21 protein-coding genes and 1 pseudogene are annotated in these 22943 nt (G+C 61.2%); 17 read left to right on the forward strand and 5 right to left on the reverse strand.

The genetic code is table 11. From position 1 onward, the window contains the following. The first annotated feature begins 93 nt into the window (after positions 1-93). The 4 genes from tsaE to LGH70_RS04355 all read left to right on the forward strand — a co-directional run bounded on the left by tsaE (position 94) and on the right by LGH70_RS04355 (position 3296). Positions 94-528, forward strand: a complete 435-nt coding sequence (tsaE, locus tag LGH70_RS04340; protein WP_226183075.1) for a tRNA (adenosine(37)-N6)-threonylcarbamoyltransferase complex ATPase subunit type 1 TsaE — start codon at positions 94-96, stop codon at positions 526-528. Positions 529-550: 22 nt separating this feature from the next. Further along, positions 551-1777 (forward strand): alanine dehydrogenase, encoded by a 1227-nt coding sequence (locus LGH70_RS04345; protein ID WP_226183077.1) that lies wholly within the window; start codon positions 551-553, stop codon positions 1775-1777. Positions 1778-1839: 62 nt separating this feature from the next. Beyond that, entirely contained in the window at positions 1840-2376 is a 537-nt protein-coding gene (locus LGH70_RS04350; RefSeq protein ID WP_226183079.1) for a hypothetical protein, read from the forward strand. A 74-nt stretch (positions 2377-2450) separates the two neighbouring features. Next, positions 2451-3296, forward strand: coding sequence for a GNAT family N-acetyltransferase (locus LGH70_RS04355; RefSeq protein ID WP_226183081.1), 846 nt, complete (start codon positions 2451-2453; stop codon positions 3294-3296). A 95-nt stretch (positions 3297-3391) separates the two neighbouring features. Here the strand turns inward: LGH70_RS04355 and LGH70_RS04360 are convergent, their stop codons facing one another. After that, positions 3392-4315 carry a flavin reductase family protein gene (locus LGH70_RS04360; protein WP_226183082.1) on the reverse strand — a complete coding sequence of 308 codons (924 nt, stop codon included), beginning with the start codon at positions 4313-4315 and terminating at the stop codon, positions 3392-3394. A gap of 300 nt (positions 4316-4615) precedes the next feature. Here LGH70_RS04360 and LGH70_RS04365 point away from each other — a divergent pair, with 300 nt between their 5' ends. The 12 genes and pseudogenes from LGH70_RS04365 to cobC all read left to right on the forward strand — a co-directional run bounded on the left by LGH70_RS04365 (position 4616) and on the right by cobC (position 17899). After that, the gene (locus LGH70_RS04365) at positions 4616-5665 is read left to right on the forward strand and encodes an SPFH domain-containing protein (protein WP_226183084.1); all 1050 of its coding nucleotides are present in this window, start codon (positions 4616-4618) and stop codon (positions 5663-5665) included. Further along, positions 5662-6597: an NAD(+)/NADH kinase gene (locus LGH70_RS04370; protein ID WP_226183086.1), complete on the forward strand. Its 936-nt coding sequence runs from the start codon at positions 5662-5664 to the stop codon at positions 6595-6597. The genes LGH70_RS04365 and LGH70_RS04370 overlap by 4 nt, the downstream gene beginning before the upstream one ends. A 153-nt stretch (positions 6598-6750) precedes the next feature. Next, positions 6751-7680, forward strand: a complete 930-nt coding sequence (locus LGH70_RS04375) for a M28 family peptidase (protein ID WP_226183088.1) — start codon at positions 6751-6753, stop codon at positions 7678-7680. A 118-nt stretch (positions 7681-7798) separates the two neighbouring features. After that, positions 7799-7894 (forward strand): annotated as a pseudogene (locus tag LGH70_RS23910) (transposase-like zinc-binding domain-containing protein); the annotation flags it as partial. 12 nt (positions 7895-7906) lie between these two features. Beyond that, positions 7907-8221: a terminase gpP N-terminus-related DNA-binding protein gene (locus LGH70_RS04380; RefSeq protein WP_226183090.1), complete on the forward strand. Its 315-nt coding sequence runs from the start codon at positions 7907-7909 to the stop codon at positions 8219-8221. Between the two features lie 65 nt (positions 8222-8286). After that, complete coding sequence (locus tag LGH70_RS04385) at positions 8287-9936, forward strand: hypothetical protein (protein WP_226183725.1); 1650 nt, start codon at positions 8287-8289, stop codon at positions 9934-9936. 63 nt (positions 9937-9999) lie between these two features. Then, positions 10000-11523, forward strand: a complete 1524-nt coding sequence (locus LGH70_RS04390; protein ID WP_226183092.1) for an MFS transporter — start codon at positions 10000-10002, stop codon at positions 11521-11523. A 97-nt stretch (positions 11524-11620) separates the two neighbouring features. Then, entirely contained in the window at positions 11621-11836 is a 216-nt protein-coding gene (locus tag LGH70_RS04395; RefSeq protein ID WP_226183094.1) for a hypothetical protein, read from the forward strand. A gap of 109 nt (positions 11837-11945) precedes the next feature. After that, positions 11946-14711 carry a sensor histidine kinase gene (locus LGH70_RS04400; RefSeq protein ID WP_226183096.1) on the forward strand — a complete coding sequence of 922 codons (2766 nt, stop codon included), beginning with the start codon at positions 11946-11948 and terminating at the stop codon, positions 14709-14711. A 49-nt stretch (positions 14712-14760) separates the two neighbouring features. Beyond that, on the forward strand, positions 14761-15144 hold the full coding sequence (locus LGH70_RS04405; protein ID WP_226183098.1) for a response regulator transcription factor: 384 nt from the start codon (positions 14761-14763) through the stop codon (positions 15142-15144). A 74-nt stretch (positions 15145-15218) separates the two neighbouring features. After that, positions 15219-17135: an acetate--CoA ligase gene (gene acs, locus LGH70_RS04410; protein ID WP_226183100.1), complete on the forward strand. Its 1917-nt coding sequence runs from the start codon at positions 15219-15221 to the stop codon at positions 17133-17135. A 164-nt stretch (positions 17136-17299) separates the two neighbouring features. Next, the gene (gene cobC, locus LGH70_RS04415; protein WP_226183102.1) at positions 17300-17899 is read left to right on the forward strand and encodes an alpha-ribazole phosphatase family protein; all 600 of its coding nucleotides are present in this window, start codon (positions 17300-17302) and stop codon (positions 17897-17899) included. 120 nt (positions 17900-18019) lie between these two features. On the opposite strand, the gene LGH70_RS04420 is transcribed toward cobC, so the two are convergent. From LGH70_RS04420 to fahA, 3 genes are all read right to left on the reverse strand, one after another. Further along, on the reverse strand, positions 18020-18559 hold the full coding sequence (locus LGH70_RS04420; protein ID WP_226183104.1) for a hypothetical protein: 540 nt from the start codon (positions 18557-18559) through the stop codon (positions 18020-18022). Positions 18560-18586: 27 nt separating this feature from the next. Further along, a complete protein-coding gene (locus LGH70_RS04425; RefSeq protein WP_226183106.1) occupies positions 18587-19726 on the reverse strand; it encodes a zinc-dependent alcohol dehydrogenase in 1140 nt (379 codons plus the stop codon). Between the two features lie 594 nt (positions 19727-20320). Continuing rightward, positions 20321-21604: a fumarylacetoacetase gene (fahA, locus tag LGH70_RS04430; protein ID WP_226183108.1), complete on the reverse strand. Its 1284-nt coding sequence runs from the start codon at positions 21602-21604 to the stop codon at positions 20321-20323. Between the two features lie 274 nt (positions 21605-21878). Here fahA and LGH70_RS04435 point away from each other — a divergent pair, with 274 nt between their 5' ends. Then, a complete protein-coding gene (locus LGH70_RS04435; RefSeq protein ID WP_226183110.1) occupies positions 21879-22373 on the forward strand; it encodes a hypothetical protein in 495 nt (164 codons plus the stop codon). 115 nt (positions 22374-22488) lie between these two features. On the opposite strand, the gene LGH70_RS04440 is transcribed toward LGH70_RS04435, so the two are convergent. Next, positions 22489-22821: a NifU family protein gene (locus LGH70_RS04440; RefSeq protein ID WP_226183112.1), complete on the reverse strand. Its 333-nt coding sequence runs from the start codon at positions 22819-22821 to the stop codon at positions 22489-22491. Between the last annotated feature and the right edge of the window lie 122 nt (positions 22822-22943).

The raw sequence follows: 22943 nt of genomic DNA on the forward strand, positions 1-22943 counted from the left end.
CGGCCCAGGAGCGGCAAAAAGCGGGGTTGCGCCGGGCAAAGATGAACAGGCTGGCGCAGAATGCTAAACTTGCGGCTGCTAAACCCTGTTACCATGCCCGTGACCGAACTTACGATTTCTACGCTGGCCGACCTGCCCGCGGCCGCCGCCCAGGTGGCCGGGCTGCTCGACGACCACACTATTATGGTGTTTGAGGGCGAGATGGGCGCGGGCAAAACCACGTTTATCAAAGCCCTGTGCCGGGCCCTGGGCGTGCAGGACGACGTGAGCAGCCCCACCTTCGCCCTGGTCAATGAATACCGCGACTCGCGCGACCAGCCCATTTACCACTTCGACTTCTACCGGATTGACGACCCGGACGAGGCCCTGAATATTGGCGCGCTAGAGTACTTTGATTCTGGCTATCTTTGCCTGATAGAGTGGCCAAGCCGCGTGGAGGCGCTTTTGCCCCCGAAGAGGCTACTCGTCACGCTCACCGTTACTGGCCCCGAGTCGCGCCTGCTGCAACTGGAGCCCATCCTCGGCTGAGCCGCTGAACCCCATCCGCCCAATGCCCGAAGCAATACCCCCCGGATTTGAGTCGCTGGCCACGAGCCGCGCTTTCTACACGCAGGAATCCATGCTGGCCGTGGAAACGCGTAAGCGTAAGCTGTTTATCGGCTTGCCCCGGGAAACCTCGCTGCAGGAAAACCGCATCTGCCTGACGCCCGAAGCCGTGAAGCACCTCGTGAACGAAGGCCACGAAGTCGTGATGGAAAGCGGGGCCGGGGAGCCCAGCAAGTACTCCGACCACGACTACTCGGAGGCCGGCGCCACCATTGCCTACTCGGCCAAGGAGGTGTACGAGGCCGATATTATCCTGAAAGTGGCCCCGCCTACCCAGGAGGAAATCGACTATCTGAAGTCGAACCAGACGCTGATTTCGGCTTTGCAGTTCGGCTCCCTGACCTCGGAGTATATCACGGCCATTCTGCGCAAAAAGGTGAATGCCATCAGCTTCGAGCTGATCAAGGACCCCTCGGGCGCCAAGCCGGTAGTGCGGGCCATGAGCGAAATTGCGGGCTCTACCGTGATGCTGGTAGCGGCCGAGTATCTGGCCCGTTCCAACGAGGGCAAGGGCGTGATTCTGGGCGGCATTACGGGTGTGCCCCCGTCCCAGGTCGTGATTCTGGGGGCTGGCACCGTGGCCGAATACGCCGCCCGCGCCGCCACCGGCCTGGGCGCCGAGGTGAAGGTGTTCGACAACCACTTGTATAAGCTGCGCCGCCTCAAGCAGAACCTGGGCACCACACTTTATACCAGCACGCTCGACACCTTCGTCCTCAACCAGCAGATCCGCCGCGCCGACGTAGTTATTGGCGCTTTGAATGCTGAGGAAGGCCGGATACCGTTTATGGTGCCCGAAAGCGTGGTGGCCAGCATGGCGCCTGGCTCGGTCATTATCGACGTGAGCATCGACCAGGGCGGCTGCTTCGAAACCTCGGAGATGACCAGCCACAGCAAGCCTGTGTACCGCAAATACGACGTGGTGCACTACTGCGTGCCCAACATTGCCTCCCGCGTGCCGCGCACTGCTACCAACGCCCTGAGCAACATCTTCACGCCCATTCTGCAGGAAATCAGCCAGCACGGGGGCATCAATGAGGTGCTGTTTACCAACGAGCATTTCCGCTCCGGCGTGTACGTCTACAAAGGCTCGTTGACGAATGCTTCGATTGCCAAGAAATTCAACATGCGCTACAAGGAGCTGGGGCTGATGATTGCGGTGCGGAACTAACCGGCCTGTTCTTCTCGGTTGACCAATTCGCCCGGGTTTCTGGGCATGATCTGTAGTGCTTTATGAATCCGCAAGGACTATCCGTTGCTGCCGTTGCCGACCCTTATATGGAGGAGCAGCACGTGCTCAGTACCCCTAAGTTTATCGTGCTGTGCGTGCTGACGCTGGGGCTGTATATTGTATGGTGGCAATACAAGGTGTGGCGCTTTTTTGGCCGGTGGCAGCACACCGACAACCTGCCCGCCCTGCGCGCGCTGTTGAGTGTGTTTACGATTTATGCGCTGTTGCGGGATGTCAAGCAATTTGCGCGCGACCACGCAGTGCCGGTGGCCTACCCGGCAGGACTGCTAGCGGCAGCCTACATTGTGCTGGCTTTGCTGTCGCTGCTGCCAGAGCCTGGGGGCCTAGTTTCGCTATTGGCCTTTTGGCCCCTTGTAGCGGCTCACAAAGCATTTAATGCGGCCCTGTTGGTGTCGCCTGAGGTGCAGGCCGTGGCACAAGCCGAGTTCAATGGCCGGCAGCGGGCCTTGCTCCGTATTTTCGGCCTGTTTTGGGTGCTAATGCTGCTGGGCCTGGCGCTACTGACGCTGGGAATATAGCTGCCAGGTCTGCCAGAACAGGCAACGGATGGATGGGGTTGGCAGTCTATTAATCTCTACTAATCTTTCTTGCCGTGCTTCCCAACTCCGCTCCACTCACCGCCCGCCCCGTTCTCGATTTCACCTCGGCCCAGGTTACCACGGCCATGAACCGCTCCTTCGAGGAGTACTTCGTGCCGCTGGTGTTCACGCCCGAAACCTTCGAGCGGCGTTTCCGCTCCGAGCACCTCGATGCCCAGGCCAGCAAGCTCTGGTTTCGGGGTGAGCAGCTGGTGGGTTTGGTGCTCATTGCGCGGCGGGGCTACACGAGCCGGGTGGCGGCCATGGGTCTGGTGATTGAGGCGCGGGGCAAACGATACGGCCAGCAGATGCTGCAAACGGCCCTCGACGAAGCCCAGGCCCGTGGTGACAGAAGCATGCTGCTGGAAGTATTCGTGCCCAACGAGCGGGCCCGTAAGCTGTACGAGCGGCTGGGGTTCGTCAACACGCGGGAGCTATTCACCTTCCGGCGCGTACCGGCCCCGGCTGAACACGCGGCGCAGCTTACCGAAATAGACCCGCGGGAAGTAGCCCACCTGGTGGCGCGGGAAGGCACGGCCAATCTGCCCTGGATGTTTTCCGCCGAATCCCTGATGGCGGCCTCGGCGCCCACGCAGGCGTTTTCCCTCGATGACAAAGCCTTCGTACTGCTGCGCCCCGAGGCGGAACGCACCTTGATTCTGACCACCATTGTACCCCACGCCCTGCGCCGGCAAGGTTGGGGCCGCCGGCTGCTACAAGCCGTGGAAGCCGCTTTTCCCGGTCCGCCGCTGATGATGCCGATGGTAACCCAAGGCGCGGGCTACGACTTTCTGCGGGCCGCCGGATGGGAGCCGCTGGAATTGTCGCTGTTTGAAATGGCGCGGCCATTTGAGCTGTAGCGCGAACTTTGTAGTGCGCGTACCAGAACGACAATCGTTGCCGAGGCGCTAATGGCGCGGGGGACGCGAACTACAAAATTCGCGCTACGTCGCTGCTACTGCACCAGCAGCAGTACTTTCCAGGCTTCGAGCAGCTTGCCTTCCTCCAGAAACTGCTTGCCCAGCAGCATCAACTGTTTTTTTAGCTCCTGGGGCGTTTCGCGGTATTTATTGAGCGTATAGGCTACCAGCGGCTCCTGCCGGAACTCAGCTACTTGCGCGGGCGTGGGCAGGGCTTCGCGCTCGATGTTGCCCAGCCGGCCCAGGTTGTTGCCGCTGAGCAGGTCGCTATTTCGGAGGTGCTCGGGGAGCTGGTCGTAGCCGATGCCCATGTTGCGGTTGGGCTTGGGCACTTCAAACAGGCTGCTGCCCGAAGCACGGGAGTACCAGTCGCCGCCGAGGCGGGCAATAGCGTCGAGCTTGAACGGGTCGATGCCCTGGCCCGAGGGCAGCACGATGTCTTCGCGGAAATGAGCCAGCACCACCCGGCAGATAATCAGGTTGCCGGCCCCGTTGTTCTGGCCCAGCTCAATGATCTGCTCCACCACGCACTCGAAGGCGGCGGGGGCTTCGGCCACGCGGGGCGGCTTTACGCGCTGGCTCGGCACTTCCGTGAAACCAGCCTTCACGAACTCATTGACGCCCTTTTCATACTCGGTGCTGGCCAGTGACATCTGCTCGACCATGGCGTAGTCACAGATGTGAATCACGACTTCGGGCACTTCGCGCACATTTTGCAGGGTGTGCTTCTGCGAGTTGTCGCGCACCCGGTTGGCGGGCGAAAACACCAGAATCGGCGGATTGGAGCCAAAGCAGTTGAAGAAGCTGTAGGGACTCAGATTCACGCTGCCGTCGGCCGAGATGGTACTGGCAAAGGCCACCGGCCGCGGGGCCACGGCGCCCACCAGAAACGGGTGCAGCTCGCTGGGCTTAATCAGGGCGGGGTCGATGGTGCGGAATGGGGTAGGGGCGGTGGGCATACGGGTGGGGCTGGGTTTGGCGGGCGAAGTTCAGGGTTTGCGCGCAATTAGTTGCCGTCAGCCCGTCCTGTCGGGCCTTAGCGAGACATCCCGCGTGCTAAAGAAAGCCGTCCTGCTGAGCTTGTCGAAGCATCTCTACTGCAATGGTAATCATTGGCTCTACAACCAGTGACACTGCCACTAAGTGGTAGAGATGCTTCGGCAAGCTCAGCAGGACGTTCTTAATTAGGCATTCAACCAGGCAATATTCCCAACTATGGATACTTTTACCGTCGCGCCCACCTCTTCACCACGCCTGTTATGTTCGGAATAAACCACATTCAGTTCGATTCGATGACCTACGCCATTCACTACAAGAATGGCCGCATTGCGAAGGAGGGGCGGGGCTTGTCGTTCTATTATTTCGGGCCCAACAGCTCGATTGTGGCCATTCCGATGGGCAGCAACGACCTGCCCTTCATCTTCAACGAAACCACCCACGACTACCAGACCGTCTCGATTCAGGGGCAGATAACCTACAAGGCCGGCAACCCCAAGCAGCTGGCCGAAGTGCTCGACTTCACCGTCGACAGCCGGGGCGTGTACAAGAAAAATGACCTGGAAAAGCTCCACCAGCGCATCATCAACGAGGCCCAGACGGCCACGGCTACCTTCGTGCAGAGCCTGGGCCTGAAGGACGCCATGCGGGCGGCCAAGGCCATTGAGGTGCATATCGTGGAAGGGCTGGCCGCCTCCAAGGCCGTGGGGCTGCTGGGAATCGAGGTGCTGGGCGTGAACATTCTGGCCGTGAAAGCCACCCCCGAAATGGGCCGGGCCCTGGAAACGGAAACCCGCGAAAAGCTGCAGCAGGAAGCCGACCAGGCCGTGTTTGAGCGCCGCAACTTTGCCGTAGAGCAGGAGCGCCGAATCAAGGAAAGTGAGTTGAACACCGAAATTGCGGTGGAGGAAAAGAACAAGCAGATTGCCGAGAAGAAAATCGAGGGCGAGATGCAGAAGGCCGACAGCACCCGCAAGCTGCGCGAAATGAAGGTGCAGGCCGACATTGCCGTGGAAGAGCAGCGCAAGCTGCTGATTGAGCAAAACGCCGAAAACCAGCGCCGCGAGGCCGACACCCGCGGCTACGTGCTCGAAACCACTCTGCGGCCCTACAAAGACATGAACTGGAAGCTGTTGGTGGCTCTGAGCAACAACCCCGACCCCAAGTTCAATATTGCCCTGGCCTTCCGGGAGCTGGCTGAAAACGCCTCCAAAATCGGCAACCTCAACATCTCGCCCGACCTGCTCGACTCCCTGGTCAGTGACTCCGACAAAGCCCAGGAGCGGCCCCAGAACCCGCAGAACAGACGATGAGCAGCAGCGGCATCGACTACGCCATTCTGGTGCGCAACAAAACCCGGCTGGAGCAGCTTGTGGAGCGGTTCAACACCAAAGGCCAGGCCCAGTTCTACATCGAAAGCCTGGGCGGAGAGTTTGCCGAGTACGAGGAGGAAAATGCCCGGTTTCAGGAGTCGTTTTCCTTGGTGCAGCGCCGGCTCTCGTCCGTGCTTAAGAACAAGGTGGTGGAGCGGGCCTTTCTGCCCTCTTTCCTCTTCAACCCCAAGCAGCTGGTGGTGGTAGTGGGCCAGGATGGGCTGGTGGCTAACACGGCCAAGTACGTGAACGGCATCCCGATTATTGCCGTGAACCCCGACCAGGAGCGCTACGACGGTGTGCTGCTGCCCTTCACGCCCCAGGATTTCCTGCGGGCCGTGGAGCGGGTGCTGGCCGACCGCTACCGGGTGCGGGAAGCCTCGCTGGCCGAGGCCCGCCTCAACGACGGGCAGCGCCTGCTGGGCTTCAACGACCTGTTTATCGGCAACGCCTCGCACGTGTCGGCCCGCTACCGCATCGGCTACCAGGGCGAGGAGGAAAGCCATTCCTCGTCGGGCATCATCGTTTCCACCAAGTCGGGCTCCACGGGCTGGCTCAGCTCTATTTTCAACATGACGGCCGGCATGAGGCAGTTTCTCGACCCGGCGGATACCCCGCCGCCCCAGCCCGCGTTTGCCGATACGGAGCTGATGTTCGTGGTGCGCGAAGCCTTCCGCAGCAAGCGCACCCAGGCCAGCCTGACGGCCGGTATTCTGGATGAGAATGAGCCGCTCATCATCGAGTCGTTTATGCCTACCAACGGCGTGATTTTCTCCGATGGCGTGGAAACCGACTTTCTACACTTCAATTCGGGGGCCATTGCCACCATTGGCGTGGCCCCGGAAAAGGCCCGGCTGGTAATAAAGGAGTAGGAGGGGAGAGCGTCGGGTCGTGGTCCGGCCAGGTAGACATGTACTTTCGCAAAACATGTCCCTCTACTCTGGTCCTGTTGTGCATGCTTTGTGGAAAAGTACCAGCCTTTCTGCCGGCGCTCCGGCGGCGGCGTTACTCTCTATCCTGCTGCTATGCTGTTACTAAAAATCGGCCTTGGTGCCTTGCTTATTGCCACAGGGCCCGGCCCGGCAGTGGCGGCCCCGGCCACCGCCGATACGGTGCGGCTGCGCCACCACTTGGTGGCCCTTACCAGCACGCCTGAGCCGCGTAACTATCAGCACCTGGCCAGCCTTAATCAGGCCGCCGACTACATCCGTCGGGAACTGCAAGCCGCCGGGGCCCGCCTCAGCGAGCAGCCCTACCAGGTGCAGGGCAACACTTACCGCAACGTCATCGGCTCTTTTGGCCCCGAAAATAGCCCGCGCCTCATTATCGGGGCCCACTACGACGTGTGTGGCGAGCAGCCCGGCGCCGACGACAACGGGACCGGCGTGGCCGCGCTGCTGGAGCTGGCCCGGCTACTGGGGCAGCAAAACACGCTTCCGTACCGCATTGAGCTGGTGGCCTACACACTGGAAGAGCCGCCGTTTTTTCGCACCAACAGCATGGGCAGCTACGTGCACGCCAAATCGTTGCACGACCAGCAGGTGGCGGTGAAAGGCATGGTGGCCCTGGAAATGCTGGGCTACTACGATGACCGCAAAAACAGCCAGGATTATCCCCTAGCGCCGCTGAAGCTGGTGTATGGCAGTCGGGGCAACTACGTGACGGTGGCCCAGAAATTCGGCAACGGACGCTTCGGCCGGCAGTTTGCCCGCCGCTACAAGCAGACGGCCGCCCTGCCCGTGCGCCGCTTTAAAGCCCCGGCCTGGCTGCCCGGCATCGACTTCTCCGACCACCTTAACTACTGGCAGTTCGACTACCCGGCCGTGCTGCTCACCGACACGGCCTTCTACCGCAACAAGCACTACCACGAGCCCACCGACACCCTCGAGCGGCTGGATATGCGCCGCCTGGGCCTGGCCGTGGATGCCGTGCTGGCCGTGGTGCTGGCTATGTAGTGGCAGGTGTGCGGCTTGGCTGCTAAAGATAAATAGCATTACAAAGTTATTTTTGCTAAAATGATATATCTTTACTAAAGTGCTATAGTTTTTTAGTAAGGACTTACTCACCTATCAGATGGCCCAGAACAGCTGCCCCAAATGTGAATCGAAGGAAGCCACCAAAAGCGGCGTGGTAGGGGGGCGGCAGCGGTATAAATGCAAAAACTGCGGCTACCACTTTTCCGTGGCAAAGATAGGTCGGGAAGTTGATACCTATTACGTTATCAAGGCTTTGCAGCTGTACGTGGAAGGCGTGAGCTACCGGGAGATTGAGCGGCTGCTGGGCGTGAGCCACGTGAGCGTGATGAACTGGGTGAAGAAGTACGGCATGAAGGCCCCGCGCCAGACCGACTATCATCCGACGTACAAAATCTTGAACCAGAAGGAGCTGGCGGAGTTTTTTGCCAAGCCGGAAAACCTGAAAGGCTCGGGCATGATGATAACTGAGCTGGGCGATAAGTACATGCTGATTCGGTGGGAACGGTTCCGGCAGGGCTGAAAAGCTATAGGTGTTAGCGGAAGTATAGCACGGGCGTGACTTCCGGCGGGAGTTTTTTCTACTTGGTGCTGTCGTCCGGCGCCCAGGTGGTGGCGGGCGGCGTCCCCCGACCCTTCCTCACCACTATTCCCACCACGTCCATGCAAAACGCCCGTTACGCTTTGGTACTGAGTGCGCTTCTCTCGGGAAGCGGGGCCCTGGCCCAAGTGACGACCCCACCGCCCGGTCAGCCCGCCCCGCCTCCCGCCACTCCGCTGCCGCCGGGCCAGGCGGCCCCCACGGCTCCGGCATCGCCGACGACGGCAGCCACACCGGCCGCAGTCCCGACGGAATCGGCGCCCTACGGGGCCGGGATGCGGGTAAACCTCTCGCCCGATGGCACCAAGTACCTGCGCTTTATCACCTGGCACCAGATCTGGGCCCGCTACACCGAGAACAATACCGGCACGCTGCGCGCGCCCGGCAAGCCCCAGGACGACCAGCTGGACTTTGCCATTCGCCGCTCCCGCCTGATCATCCTGTCGCAGCTGAACCCGCGCTTTATGGTCTACACCCACTTGGGCATCAACAACCAGACGGCCGTGAGCGGCGGTTTCGCGCCGGGCACCGACGGCAAGAAGCCCCAGCTGTTTGTGCACGAGGCCGTGGTGGAATATAAGGTGAATAAATACCTGAATCTGGGCGCCGGTATGCACTACCAGAACGGCCTCTCGCGCATGACGCGCTCCAGCACCATCAACTACCTTACCCTGGATGCACCGCTCACCAACTGGCCCACCATTGAGGCCATCGACCAGTTTGCGCGCGGCATCGGGGTGTACGCCAAAGGCCGGATCGGCAAGCTGGACTACGCTCTGAGCGTGAACGAGTCGATGCTGACCAACCAGACCGGCACCTTCAGCAATGCCCTGGGCCTGGGCGGCACGCCCGTCGTTTCGGGCACTGCCCCAAACCAGGTGACAACCAGCACCGGCAACAACACGGCCCAGTACAATCCGCAGGGCACGAGCCACATCTACCAGGGCTATTTTAGCTACGAGTTTCTGGAGCAGGAAGCCAATCTGCTGCCCTTCAACGTGGGCACCTACCTGGGCACCAAGCGGGTGTTCAACATCGGGGCAGGCTTTTTCTACAACAAGGACGGCATGGTGTCAAGGCCCACGAGCAGCGTCGTGACGGTGACGGGCACGGCCTTCACCCCAGCCCAGATTGCCGGCATCGAAACCCGGAAAGACGACATTGCCCTGTTCTCGGCCGACGTATTCTTCGATACGCCCATTAACAAGGAGGCCGGCACGGCCTTCACGATTTACGGCGTGTACTACAACTACAACATGGGTCCCAACCACGTGCGCTTCATCGGGGCCTCGAACCCCGGCTACGGCGCCGATGCCCGCCGCGGCAACGCCGTGCCGCACTCCGGCACCGGCAACGTGGGCTACGTGCAGGCTGGCTTTCTGCTGCCCAAAAACCTGCTAGGCCCCAAGCTGCGCGTGCAGCCCTACGCCTCGCACCTGCTGGCCGGCTACGAGGGCCTGCGCACAGCCACCAACGAGCAGCGCAACGTGAACATCTTCGATGCCGGCGCCAACTTCTACGTCGACGGCCACAACGCCAAATTCACCATCAACTACCGCGCCCGGCCCGACTTCACGGACGTGAATAACGTGGACTACAAGCCGGAAATAACCCTTCAGACGCAGGTCTCGCTGTAGCCCCTGCGCTACGCATAACCCGAAGCAGCCTTTCAACCCTATTCCCAAAACCACCAATCAGTCATGAAAGACAACCTCCCTCAGCGCGATGCGGCCGCCTACGCCGGAGCCACGCCCCTGGCCGGCGGCGGTGCCGATGATGCCATTGCGCACGACAACAACGCGGTGTCCACCAGCAAAATCTGGCAGGTAATTACGGCTTCCTCCGTCGGCACCGTCATTGAATGGTACGATTTCTACATCTTCGGGTCCCTGGCGGCCATCATCGGGCCGGTGCTGTTCGGCTCGACCGGCAAGATTGAGGACACGATTCTCGGCACGCTGGCCGTATTCGGGGCGGGCTTCGTGGTGCGGCCGTTCGGGGCACTGTTCTTCGGGCGCATCGGCGACATGATCGGGCGCAAGTACACCTTCCTGCTCACGCTGCTCATCATGGGCGGGGCCACGTTCGTAACGGGCCTGATTCCGAGCTACGACAAAATCGGCATTGCCGCGCCCGTCATCGTGACCATTCTGCGCCTGCTGCAGGGCCTGGCTTTGGGCGGCGAATACGGCGGCGCCACTACCTACGTGGCCGAGCACTCCCCCGACAACCGGCGCGGCTACTACACCAGCTTCATCCAGATTACGGCCACGGCCGGCCTGTTTCTGAGCATCCTGGTTATCATCGTAACGCGCAAAACGCTGGGCGAAGTTGAGTTCAAGGAGTGGGGCTGGCGGATTCCGTTTCTGCTGTCGGGGGCGCTGGTCATTGCCTCGTACTACATCCGCCGCAAGCTGCACGAGTCGCCGCTGTTTGCCAAGGCCAAGTCGGAGGGCAAGACCAGCACCAACCCCCTGCGCGAGTCGTTCGTGAACCCCGTAAACCGTCGTCTGGTACTCATTTCGCTGTTTGGCGCCACCATGGGCCAGGGCGTGGTGTGGTACACGGGGCAGTTCTACGCCTACTCGTTTATGCAGAACACCCTGAAACTAGACCTGGTGGATGCCAGCCTGGTGCTGTGCGCGGCCCTGCTGCTGGCCACGCCGTTTTTCGTGTACTTCGGCTCTTTGTCCGACCGGATTGGCCGCAAGAAAATCATCATGATGGGCCTGCTCTGCGGGGCGCTGTTCACCTTCCCACTGTTCTGGGGCCTCAAGCAGTTTGCGGGCCCGATTACGGAAGTAACCGCCGCCACCGTGGATGCCACCGGCAAGGCCGTGCCCGCCGTGATGAAGGCCCTGGACCCCAACCTGCCGGCCATGACGGCCCTCGTGTTCTGCCTGGTGCTGTTCGTGACCATGGCCTACGGCCCCATTGCCGCCTACCTGGTCGAGCTGTTCCCGACCAAAGTGCGCTACACGTCCCTGTCGCTGCCCTACCACATCGGCAACGGGGTGTTCGGGGGCTTCGTGCCGCTGATTGCCACGGCCCTCACGCTGCGCGCCGCCGCCTCCGACGCGCCCTTTATCAAGGAGCACAGCACCCTGGCGGGCCTGGTCTATCCGGTGGGTATTGCCCTGATCTGCTGGTTTATCGGGCAGGCCCTGATGAAGGACGTGCGCAACGTCAAGCTCATGGATGAGGCTCCCGCCGACGTGAAATAACGTTCCGGCTGCCGCAGAAAAGTCCGTCGGGCCGTTGGTTCGGCGGACTTTATTATGTTGGCACCTTCCTTTCTCACCGGCCCCACTAGTTTTGCCTATGCCCCCCATTTCGTCCCCGGAGCGTCCCGAGCAGCGGCGCGGTCAGCGGCTGTTCTTCGTGGCCCTGCTGTTCGGCGTGCTGCTCAACTTCCCGCTGCTGGCCGTCTTCGACCACGGCGGGCGGGTAGGGGGCGTGCCCGTGCTCTACCTGTATGTGCTGCTGGCCTGGGCCACGCTGGTGCTGCTCACGGGCTGGCTGGTAAAGGCGAAATAGTGAGATGGTAACATGGTAAGATGACGTTCCGATGGCGCAATCTGCGCGGAATGACCACCATTTCATCCTCTCACAAACTCTCTGTTTCACAAACTCACCATTTCACCGCATGCCCATCTGGCTTGTCATTGGCTTTTCGTTCGGCTACCTCGCCCTGCTGTTTGGGGTGGCGTATGCGGCGGAGCGGCGGGCGGGCTCGGCGCGGCGGAGCCTGGTGAGCAACCCCTACGTGTACGCCCTGAGCATGGCCGTGTACTGCACCGCCTGGACGTACTACGGCTCGGTGGGACGGGCGGCGTACTTCGGTCTGGAGTTCGTGGGTATTTACCTGGGGCCTACGCTGATGGCCCCAATGGCGTGGCTGGTGCTGCGCAAAATCATCCGGATCTGCCGGCAGCAGCGCCTCACCTCCATTGCCGACTTCATTTCGGCCCGCTACGGCAAAAGTGCCTGGCTCGGGGCCCTGGTCACGGTGGTGTGCGTGCTGGGCGTGGTGCCCTATATTTCGCTGCAGATCAAGGCCATTGCCGCTTCCTTCGACATCCTCACTCAGCCCGCCAACTCGCTGGGCCTGCCCGTGGGAGATGCCGCGGCGGCGGCCGGCTCGGCCTTCTACACCACCGTGGCCCTGGCGTTTTTCACTATCATCTTCGGGGTGCGCTCCGTGGAAGCCACCGAGCGGCACGAGGGCATGGTGCTGGCCGTGGCCCTGGAAAGCCTGGTGAAGCTGGTAGCCTTTCTGGCCGCCGGCCTGTTCGTCACCTACGGCCTGTTCGATGGGTTTGCCGACATCTTTGCGCGGGCCGCCGCCCTGCCCGAGCTCAGCCGCCTCTTCACCCTGCACGGGGCCGGCACCAGCGGCGCTCAGTGGTTTACGCTGCTCGTGCTGAGCATGGCCGCCATTCTGCTGCTGCCGCGCCAGTTTCAGGTGGCGGTGGTCGAAAACGTGAACGAGGACCACCTGCGCAAGGCCATGTGGCTGTTTCCGCTCTACCTGATCATCATCAACCTGTTTGTGCTGCCGCTGGCCTTCGGGGGGCGGCTGCTGGAGGGCACCGGTCGCCTCGATGCCGACACGTTTGTGCTGGCACTACCCCTGCAGGCCGGCCACCCCTGGCTGGCCCTGCTCATCTACCTGGGCGGCCTGTCGGCAGCTTCCTCCATGATTATCGTCGAAACCATTGCCCTGAGCGTGATGATGAGCAACCACCTGCTTATGCCGCTGCTGGTGCGCATGCCGGCGGCCCGCGCCGAGGGGGCCCGCTGGTTTGCCTACCTCAGCCGCGTGGCCCTGCACAGCCGCCGCCTGGCCGTGGTGCTGGTGCTGCTGCTGGCCTACGGCTACTACGCCGCTGTGGGGCACCTGCTGCCGCTGGTCAACATTGGGCTGGTGTCGTTTGCGGCGGTGGCGCAGTTTGTGCCGGTGGTGCTGGGCGGCCTCTACTGGAAGGGCGGCACCCGGCAGGGCGCCACGGCCGGTATTCTGGCCGGCTTTATCCTGTGGTTTTTCACCCTGGTGCTGCCCACCATGGTCGGGCCCGACCTGCTGCCCGATGCCATGCTGAGCCAGGGGCTGCTGGGGCAGAGCTGGCTGCGGCCGTTTGCCCTCTTTGGCCTCGAAGGGCTCGACTACCTGTCGCACGGGCTGTTCTGGAGCTGGTTTTTCAACGTGGGCCTCTACGTGGGCGTGTCGCTGCTGCGCCTGCCCACGGCCCTGGAGCAGCACCAGGCCGATGTCTTTGTCGACGTGTTTCGTGCCGGAACCGTGTTTGAAGGGCCGGCTGGCTGGCAGAGCGCCGCCCCGCTGCCCGACGTGCGGGCCCTGCTGACCGGCTTTCTGGGAAAAAAACGCACCAACCAGGCCCTGCGCTCATTCCAGGAGCGGTTTCCCGATGCCCACAGCACCGACGACCAGAGCCCGCCCCAGGCTGATCCGCGGCTGCTGGCCTACGCCGAAAAGCTGCTGGCCGGTTCCATCGGTCCGGCGTCGGCCCGGCTGCTGCTGCGCACCTCGGTGGCCGCCGAAGACATCAGCTTCGACAACGTGGTGGGCATTCTGAAGGAAAGCCAGCAGCTGCTCGAAGCCAACCGCCAGCTCCAGAAACAGTCGCGCCAGCTGCAGCGCCTCACCGACCAGCTCCAGCAGGCCTACGACCAGCTCCAGGCCCTGGACCACCAGAAAGACGAGTTCCTCTACACCGTGACCCACGAGCTGCGCACCCCCCTGACCAGCATCCGGGCCCTGTCCGAAATCCTGACCGATAACCCCGATATTGAGGAAGAGGAGCGGAGCCATTTTCTGCATACTATCACCAAGGAAGCCGAACGGCTGAGCCGCCTGATTACCCTGGTGCTCGACCTGGAAAAGTACGAATCGGGGCAGGCTACGCTGGAATGTGCCCCGCTCGACGTGGCCGAGCTCGTCAACGACGCCATCGACGCGGTGGGGCAGCTGGTGCGGGCCAAGCACATTCAGCTCGACGTGGTGGTGCCGCCCGGCCTGCCTCACCTGCCCGGCGACCGGGACCGGCTGATGCAGGTGCTGGTGAACCTGCTCAGCAACGCCGTCAAGTCGTGCCGGGCCGATGGGCTGGGGCGCATTGCCGTGGTGGCCGAGGCCAGCAGCGCCAGCCTGCTGCGCCTGAGCGTGCGCGACAACGGCAAGGGCATCGACCCGGCATACCACACCCTTATTTTCGACAAGTTCTTCCAGGCCAAAAACCAGACGACCCGCAAGCCGGAAGGCTCGGGCCTGGGCTTGGCCATCACCAAAAAGATTGTGGCGCTGCACGCGGGCCGCATCTGGGTGGAAAGCCAGCCCGAACAGGGCGCCTGCTTCACCCTGGAGCTGCCCACGGCCCCGGCCACCGTCTGAGCCGCCCGTTTTGAGCCCCGTTTCCCCACCCTTTTTCCGCCGCTGAGTTATGAGCGCCCCCCAGATCCTGATTGTCGATGACGAGCCCAACATCGTCATGTCCCTTGAATTCCTGATGCGCAAGAGCGGCTATCAGGTGGGTATTGCCCGCAACGGCACCGAGGCCCTGGAGGCCATCGACCACACCGCCTACGACGTGATTCTGCTCGATATTATGATGCCCGACGTGGATGGCTACCACGTGTGCCAGCACGTGAAAAGCCGGCCCGATCGGCAGCACACCAAGGTGATTTTCCTCAGTGCCAAAAGCAAGGAAGCCGACATTCAGCGCGGCTACGACGTGGGCGCCGACCTCTACATTCCCAAGCCTTTCAGTACCCGGCAGCTGATGGAAAAGGTAAAGGCGCTGGTAGCCGCCCCAGCCTCCGGCTAACTACCGCCTTGCTGCCCCGGCCACTTGGGCCGCTGTTCCGTTTTAACTCTCCACCTCCCTAATTCCCTAGTCTTATGCCCCTCAGCCATTCCCGCATCCGCACGTTTGAAGAGTACCAGGACGCCTACCAGCGCAGCATCGACAACCCCGAGCAGTTCTGGGCCGACGTGGCCGAGCCCTTTACCTGGCGCCGCAAGTGGAACACGGTGCTCAAAGCCGACATGGTAAACGGCCACAACGAGTGGTTTGGCGGCGCCAAGCTCAACATCACCGAAAACTGCCTGGACCGCCACCTGGCCACCCGCGGCAACAAGCTGGCCCTCATCTGGGAGCCCAACGACCCCAAGACCCGCCAGATTCGCTACACCTACCGCGAGCTACACCAGCAGGTGTGCCAGTTTGCCAACGTGCTGCTGAACAACGGCGTGGAAAAAGGCGACCGGGTCTGCCTCTACATGCCCATGATTCCGCAGCTGGCCATTGCCGTGCTGGCCTGCGCCCGCATCGGGGCGGTGCACTCGGTTATCTTCGCCGGCTTCAGCAGCACTGCCATTGCCGACCGCGTCAACGATGCCCAGGCCACCGTGGTTTTGACCTCCGACGGCCTGAACCGTGGCCCCAAGCAGATTCCGGTGAAGCGCGTGGTGGATGAGGCCCTGGAACACTGCCCCTCGGTGCGCCGCGTGATTGTAGTCGAGCACCTGGGCTGGCCCGTGCACATGCAGGAAGGCCGCGACGTCTGGTACCACCAGGAAGCCGAAGAGGCCGCCAAAACCTGCCCGGCCGAGGAAATGGACGCCGAAGACCTGCTCTTTATCCTCTATACCTCGGGCAGCACCGGCAAGCCCAAGGGCGTAGTGCACACCACCGCCGGTTACATGGTGTGGGCCGACTACACGTTCCGCAACGTGTTTCAGGTCGAGGAAAACGACATTTACTGGTGTACCGCCGACATTGGCTGGGTTACGGGCCACTCGTATCTGCTCTACGGGCCGCTGCTCAATGGCGCCTCCACGCTCATGTTCGAGGGCGTGCCTACTTACCCCGATGCCGGCCGCTTCTGGGAGGTTATCGACAAGCACGGCGTAACCGTGTTCTACACCGCGCCCACTGCCATTCGCAGCCTGATGGCCACGCCCCTGGACAACGTGCTCAGCTACTCGCTCGACTCGCTACGCATCCTGGGCTCAGTGGGGGAGCCCATCAACGAGGAAGCCTGGTACTGGTACTACACCCACGTGGGCAAGGAGCGCTGCCCCGTCATCGACACGTGGTGGCAGACCGAAACCGGCGGCGTGATGATTTCGGCCCTGGCGGGCGTGTCGCCCACCAAGCCGGCCCACGCGGGGCAGCCGCTGCCGGGCGTGCAGCCCGTGCTGCTCACCCAGGAAGGCCAGGAAATTGAAGGCAACGACCAGGAAGGCTACCTGGCCATCAAGCAGCCCTGGCCCGGCATCATCCGCACCACCTACGGCGACCATGACCGCGCCAAACAGACGTATTTCGGGCCCTACCCGGGCTACTACTTCACCGGCGACGGGGCCCGGCGCGACGAAAACGGCCTCTACCGCATCATCGGGCGCGTCGACGACGTGATAAACGTGAGCGGCCACCGCTTCGGTACGGCTGAAATCGAAAACGCCATCAACCAGAACGCCAACGTGGTGGAAAGCGCCGTGGTGGGCTACCCCCACGATGTGAAGGGCCAGGGCATCTATGCCTTCGTGATATGCCGCGCCGGCGCCTGCGACAGTGACGCCGACAAGCCCCACGTGGAGGCCAGCATCATCGAAACCGTGGTGGCCGAAATTGGTAAGATTGCCAAGCCCGACAAGATTCAGCTGGTATCGGGGCTGCCCAAAACCCGCTCGGGCAAAATCATGCGCCGCATTCTGCGCAAGGTGGCCGAGGGCGAAACCAGCAACATCGGCGACGTAACCACGCTGCTGGACCCGGCCGTGGTGGATGAGATAATCAACGGCCGCAAGTAGTGGCCCCAGAAAAAAAGCCCGGCCGGTACGTATACCGGCCGGGCTTTTCTGTGCGCTTGGCTGTAGCGACGCATATTTGCATCTCAATCGTTGCTGCCGTTGTACAAGCAATCCGAATGGCGTGGTTTTGAATACCTAACGCGGGGGCAAGGTTGCGTTTCTACATGGCTTCGTCACTAGTAGTAAGCATGGATATTTACCTGATCCGACACACGAGCGTGGCCACGGCGGCGGGCATTTGCTACGGGCAAAGCGACGTAGGCCTCAGTGAGCGGTACGAGCAGGAAAAAGCCCGCCTCTGCCAGGTGCTGGCCGCCGGCCTGGGCGCCGGGGCCGTGCGGGCCTACGCCAGCCCGTTGTCGCGCTGCCGCATTCTGGCCGAAGACGTGGTGGCCGTGCCCGTGTGCCTGGATGAGCGGCTGAAGGAATACCACTTCGGCAGGTGGGAGCTGCAGGCCTGGGCTGAGTTGCCCGGCCCGGAACTGGCTGCCTGGAAAGCCGATTTCGTAACCATGCCCGCGCCCGGTGGCGAGTCGTTTGAGCAGGTGCAGCAACGCGCCGTGGCTTTCCTGGCGGAAGTACTGACCGGCCCTGCCGCCGATGACGTGCTGATCTTTGCCCACGCCGCCCTTATCCGCACGCTTATCTGCCACTGCCTGGAGCTGCCGCTGGCCAACGCCTTTCGCCTGAACATCGACTATGGCTCGGTTACCCGCTTGCGTCATGAGCACGGCCGGTTTCTGCTCGACTACGTGAACCGGTAGGGCACCCGTTTGGCTAAGCTGAGTATACAACCTGACGCAGCCCACGGCCGGATAAGCCACGAAAAAGCCCTGCCGGTAGTTCTACCAGCAGGGCTTTTTCAATAATACAGAAGTGCTAGGCTAGTACCGGGGCCGGGCCGCCCGCCGCACTTCCTTTTTCTTTTTGTTGCCCGAGCTAAGCCAGACAACAGCACCGGCCGTAACGGCACCAATAATGCCCATCTTGGTCAGAAAGGCCGTCCGGTTGTGCTTCATCTCTACGGGGTAGCCCTTCTCAGCAAAGATGTTGGGCACTTTACCATGAGCCAGGTCCTCGATAATGCCTTCCACCACGTTTACGCGGTCGGCCAGCACCAAGGGCAGCCAGTGGCGGTAGCGGTTTTCGCTGTAGTTGAAGGCTGCCCGCCGAATCATACCGCTCAGGCCGCTCGGAGGCACGGTGGTACCATATACGGCCGAAATATTGGGCCGCTCCACCGACTGCAGCTTCTCGGTGTTGTCGGACTGCAATGAAGCCGGGCGGTGCTTGCTGTCCGGGTCCTGCGACACGTTCATGCGGGCCCGCATGGGGTAGGTGGGGTCGTTTTTGGGGTCAGCATCCACACCCCAGCCCGGAATTTGCTTGGGGTCGATGGGCGTATTTATTACGTTATTTTCCATGGTCAGTCAGCGTTTCGGGTTAGCGGATTAAGGAATGAGCACGGTCTTGATGCAGTTGTCCAGCTTGGCGGAGAACATGCGGTAGCCGTCGGCCACTTCGGCCAGCGGCATCCGGTGCGTAATCAGTCCTTTGGGGTTAAGCGTCCCGTTCTGTACGTGCTCAATCAGGCGCGGCAGCAGGCGCTTCACCGATGCCTGGTTGCCCCGGATGGTGAGGCCCTTGTTCAGCACGTTGCCAATGGGAATCAGGTTGTCGGTAGGGCCATATACGCCTACAATCGACACCACCCCACCTTTCTTAACCGAGTTGATAGCCCAGTGCAGAGCCGTAGCCGAACCGGCCTGCAGCAGCAGCTTGCGGCCCGTAATGGTCTGCATCGTGTTGCCGGCCGCTTCGGCGCCTACCGCGTCGATAACCACGTCGGCTCCCATCCAGTCAGTCGTTTTCTTGATGAACACCACCGGGTCATTCATTTCCTTGAAGTTGTAAGCCTCGCAGTACGAGTAGTTGCGGGCAAATTCAAGGCGGTAGTCTTCCTGGTCGATGATGATAACCCGGCCGGCTCCGAAAAGCCAGGCGCAGCGGGCCGCCATGATACCAATCGGGCCGGCCCCAAACACCACCACCGTGTCGCCGGTCTGAATGCCCGCCATTTCGGCGGCCTGGTAGCCCGTAGGCACCACGTCGGTCAGCAGCACGGCATCGTCCAGGTCCATGCCTTCGGGAATGATGGTCGGGCCTACGTTGGCGTAGGGCACGCGGGCGTATTCAGCCTGGCCACCGTCGTAGCCGCCGGCCGTGTGCGAGTAGCCGAAAATGGCCCCCACGGCCGAAGCTTCGGTGTTCGACTCGTGGCAGTTGCCATACATGCCCTGGCGGCAGAAATGGCACTCGCCACAGGCAATGTTGAAGGGCACGATAACCCGGTCGCCTACTTTTACTTTCGTTACCTCGGAGCCAACCTCCACAATCTCGCCCACAAACTCGTGGCCAAACGTGGTACCTACGCGCGTATCGGGCACGTTGCCGTTGTAGAGGTGAAGGTCAGAGCCGCAGATGCAGGTGCGTAGAACTTTGACAATGGCATCCTGGGGATGCTTGATTTCGGGCATGGGCTTCTGCACGGCACGGACCCGTTTCGGGCCCCGGTAATCCATCGCTAGCATAGGAATTTTGGTTGGTGGTACAAAAGAATAGATCTGTTTGCCCGGCGCAGCTCCCGAACCAGCCCTGAGCCAGTCCCGGCAGTGCGCGGGGTAGCTAGGTCTTACTACTCTATATTTCTAAAGTTTCGTGACCAAGTACAATTAACGGTAAATACGTATTTGCGCGCCTCTGTTGTCAGGGTAAATACGGAGCGTGAAGCAAGGCGTTAGTGTTCTGTTCGCCAGCAAGTCCCGGCAGAAAGTCGCTCTGACGTGTAGTGGTCTGAGCAGAAGTTAAGTATATTAAGTGGCTGATACATCTCCATCCTACTAGCTCCGACCATGAATACTCCATCAACTGAACCGCTGCAACCGACCAGCAACGGCCTAGAAAGCCTGGAAGAGTCCGTCCTGGGTGTCCTCCACATGCTGGACCCCGCTACAGCCCTCTACGAGTTGGAGCGCCTGGATGAGGATGTGCCACCCCCCCCTCCGGCTACGCCTTCAGCCCCGCCGTCATCCGGCCCGGAGCTTCATTAGCAGTAACTTATAACCATAGAAAAAGCCCCGGCTGACGAGCAGCCGGGGCTTTTTCTATGGTTGCTGCGCAACGTCTTATAGCGCCACGGCTGGCAGTACCGTGCCACGCACTTCGCCGAAGCCGATGCGCACGCCGTCTTTCTCGGCAAAGCCGCGCATGGTCACCGTGTCGCCGTCGAGCAGGAACTTGCGCTCCGAGCCATCGGCCAGGGGTAGGGGCTTAGTGCCCTTCCAGGCCAGCTCCAGCATCGAGCCGAACGAGTCGGGGGTGTGGCCGCTGATGGTGCCGCTGGCGTACAGGTCGCCGACCTGCAGGTTGCAGCCGTTGCTGGTTTGGTGCGTAAGCTGCTGGGCCATGCTCCAGTACATATACCGGAAGTTAGAGCGGCACACGGTAGTTTCGGGGCCGCCGGTGGGCTGAATCGTTACTTCCAGGTTCAGGTCGAAGTTATGGGCATCAGGCTGGCGCAGGTAGAGCAGGGGCTCGGGCTCCTGCACGGGGCCGGCGGTGCGGAAGGGTTCCAGCGCGTCGAGCGTCACAACCCAGGGCGAGACGCTGCTGCCGAAGCTCTTGCCCAGAAACGGGCCCAGCGGCACATATTCCCAGCTCTGAATGTCGCGCGCGCTCCAGTCGTTAAACAAGACCAGTCCGAAAATATGCTCCTCGGCGTGCTGCAGCGGAATAGAGTGGCCCAGCTCGGTGCTTTTGCCGCCCACGAAGGCTACTTCCAGCTCAAAGTCCAGCTGCTGCGACGGGCCGAACGACGGCGCCGCCGCATCGGGAGCCTTGCGCTGCCCGTTGGGCCGGCGGATATCGGTGCCGCTGACCACGATGCTGCTGGCCCGGCCGTGGTAGCCAATTGGGATGTGACGCCAGTTGGGCAGCAAGGCATTGGCCGGGTCCCGGAACATGATGCCCACGTTGGTGGCATGCTCGATGCTGGAGTAGAAATCGGTGTAGTTGCCGGGCTTCACGGGGCGCAGCATTTCCACCTCGCGCTGGCGCACCAGGCAGGTGCGCATGGCTTCCTCATGGTCGCGCAGCTCGCCGTTGTCATGGCGCAGCAGTTCCGATACGCGTTGGCGCACGGCCCGCCACACCGGCCGGCCCAGGGCAATAAACTGGTTCAACGACCGGCGCCGGAACACCTTGGGCTGGGTCGGAATATCGAGGTCCTCGAAGAAGCCGAACTGGCTGACGGCGTACAGGTCCAGCACGTAGTCGCCGATGGCCACGCCCACCCGCGGGCCGCGCTCCGGGGTTTCGAAGATGCCGAAGGGCAGGTTCTGAATCGGAAAGTCGCTGGTCGGGGCAATGTCAATCCAGGAGTGCAAGGCAGGGTTATTCGGGTTAGGCATCGGAAGTAGGGGCGCGTTGCACGCGCCTGGGCGTTAGGATCAGGATAGAAAGGCTCACGGCAAAGATAGGAGAGGGAGCTGAACGGGGTGGCGGTTAGGCGGAATCAAGCGAAGCTGCCACCTTGGAGTGCTACTTTGGCCGCTGTTCCGCTGTGTTTATGGAAGTAACTAATTAAGTGTAAATTTCAGAGGTGAATTTAGCCCGAAACAGAATTAACTATTTTAATTATTAGAACCGAAAGCAGAATCTTTAAGAACAATAGAATATAGAATTATGAAGCACCCTGAAACAATACGCAATAAAGTCAAGCTTGGTGGTATACTTAATGCATTGTTGGTCAGTTGGGTAACAATGGTTTTTGGTACCGGTTTTCTTATTTTTGTTTTTGCGCCAATTAAGCTTGTTAAATACAATTCAAACTTCATAGCGAATGCCCTACGCTCTACTTGGGAAATAGGAGACGCCATGGGGCCGGCGGTGAAAATTTCCTACATTCTCCTTTTGGGGCTATTATTACTAGCCTTCAAAGGAGTGGTTAATAAAACCCGGACGTTTTCCTATCTGTTGCCGATTGTTTTCGCGGTGCTATCAGCAACGCTTGTGCTTGCATTCTTACCCGCTGAGTTTTCTAGGGGGTATGGCATCGGCCTCACGGGCGTCCGCTTCGATATAGGAGTGCTACCCATTTATTTCATGGGCGCAATTCTAAGCGGTTTAGCCTTTGGTATCGTTTTTAATGGGCTTGCTGAAAAACAGAAAGCAGTGTGAATTTTTGCAAAAAAACAGACTGCATAATGGAGGCGTTCTACTCCCAGAATGGGGTAAAACAAAAAAAGCCAGCTCCCCGCAAGGGAAGCTGGCTTTTCTACTTAACAAGCAAAGTCTAAAACTCCGGCGTGGGCACCGGGGCCGGCGACACGGGGTGGCCGGTCTGGCCGGCGGGCTGCTCGGCGAAGGGAGTGCCGTTGATAGCCTCGACCCGCACGATTTCGGGCACGGCCTTTTTCACCGATTCCTCGACGCCGGCTTTCAGCGTCATCGGCGACATGGGGCAGGTGCCGCAAGCGCCCAGCAGCTCCAGCTGGAGCACCAGCTCGTCGGTGATGCCCAGCACGCGCACGTTGCCGCCGTCGGCTGCCAGGTACGGGCGAATCGTGTCCAGGGCCTGCTCGACGCGGGACAACAAAGGATGCTCAAGAACAGCGGATGAATTCATGGAAACGAAAGTGACACTGACGCCAGAATCAGCGGAATATGGGTAAAGATACAGCTTTTGGCCGGTCAGAGGGTAACACAGGGCCCGGCGACAAAGTTGCCGGGCCCGCCCGGGGTATTGCT

The sequence above is a fragment of the Hymenobacter nitidus genome, assembly GCF_020447315.1.
Classification (GTDB): Bacteria; Bacteroidota; Bacteroidia; order Cytophagales; family Hymenobacteraceae; genus Hymenobacter; species Hymenobacter nitidus.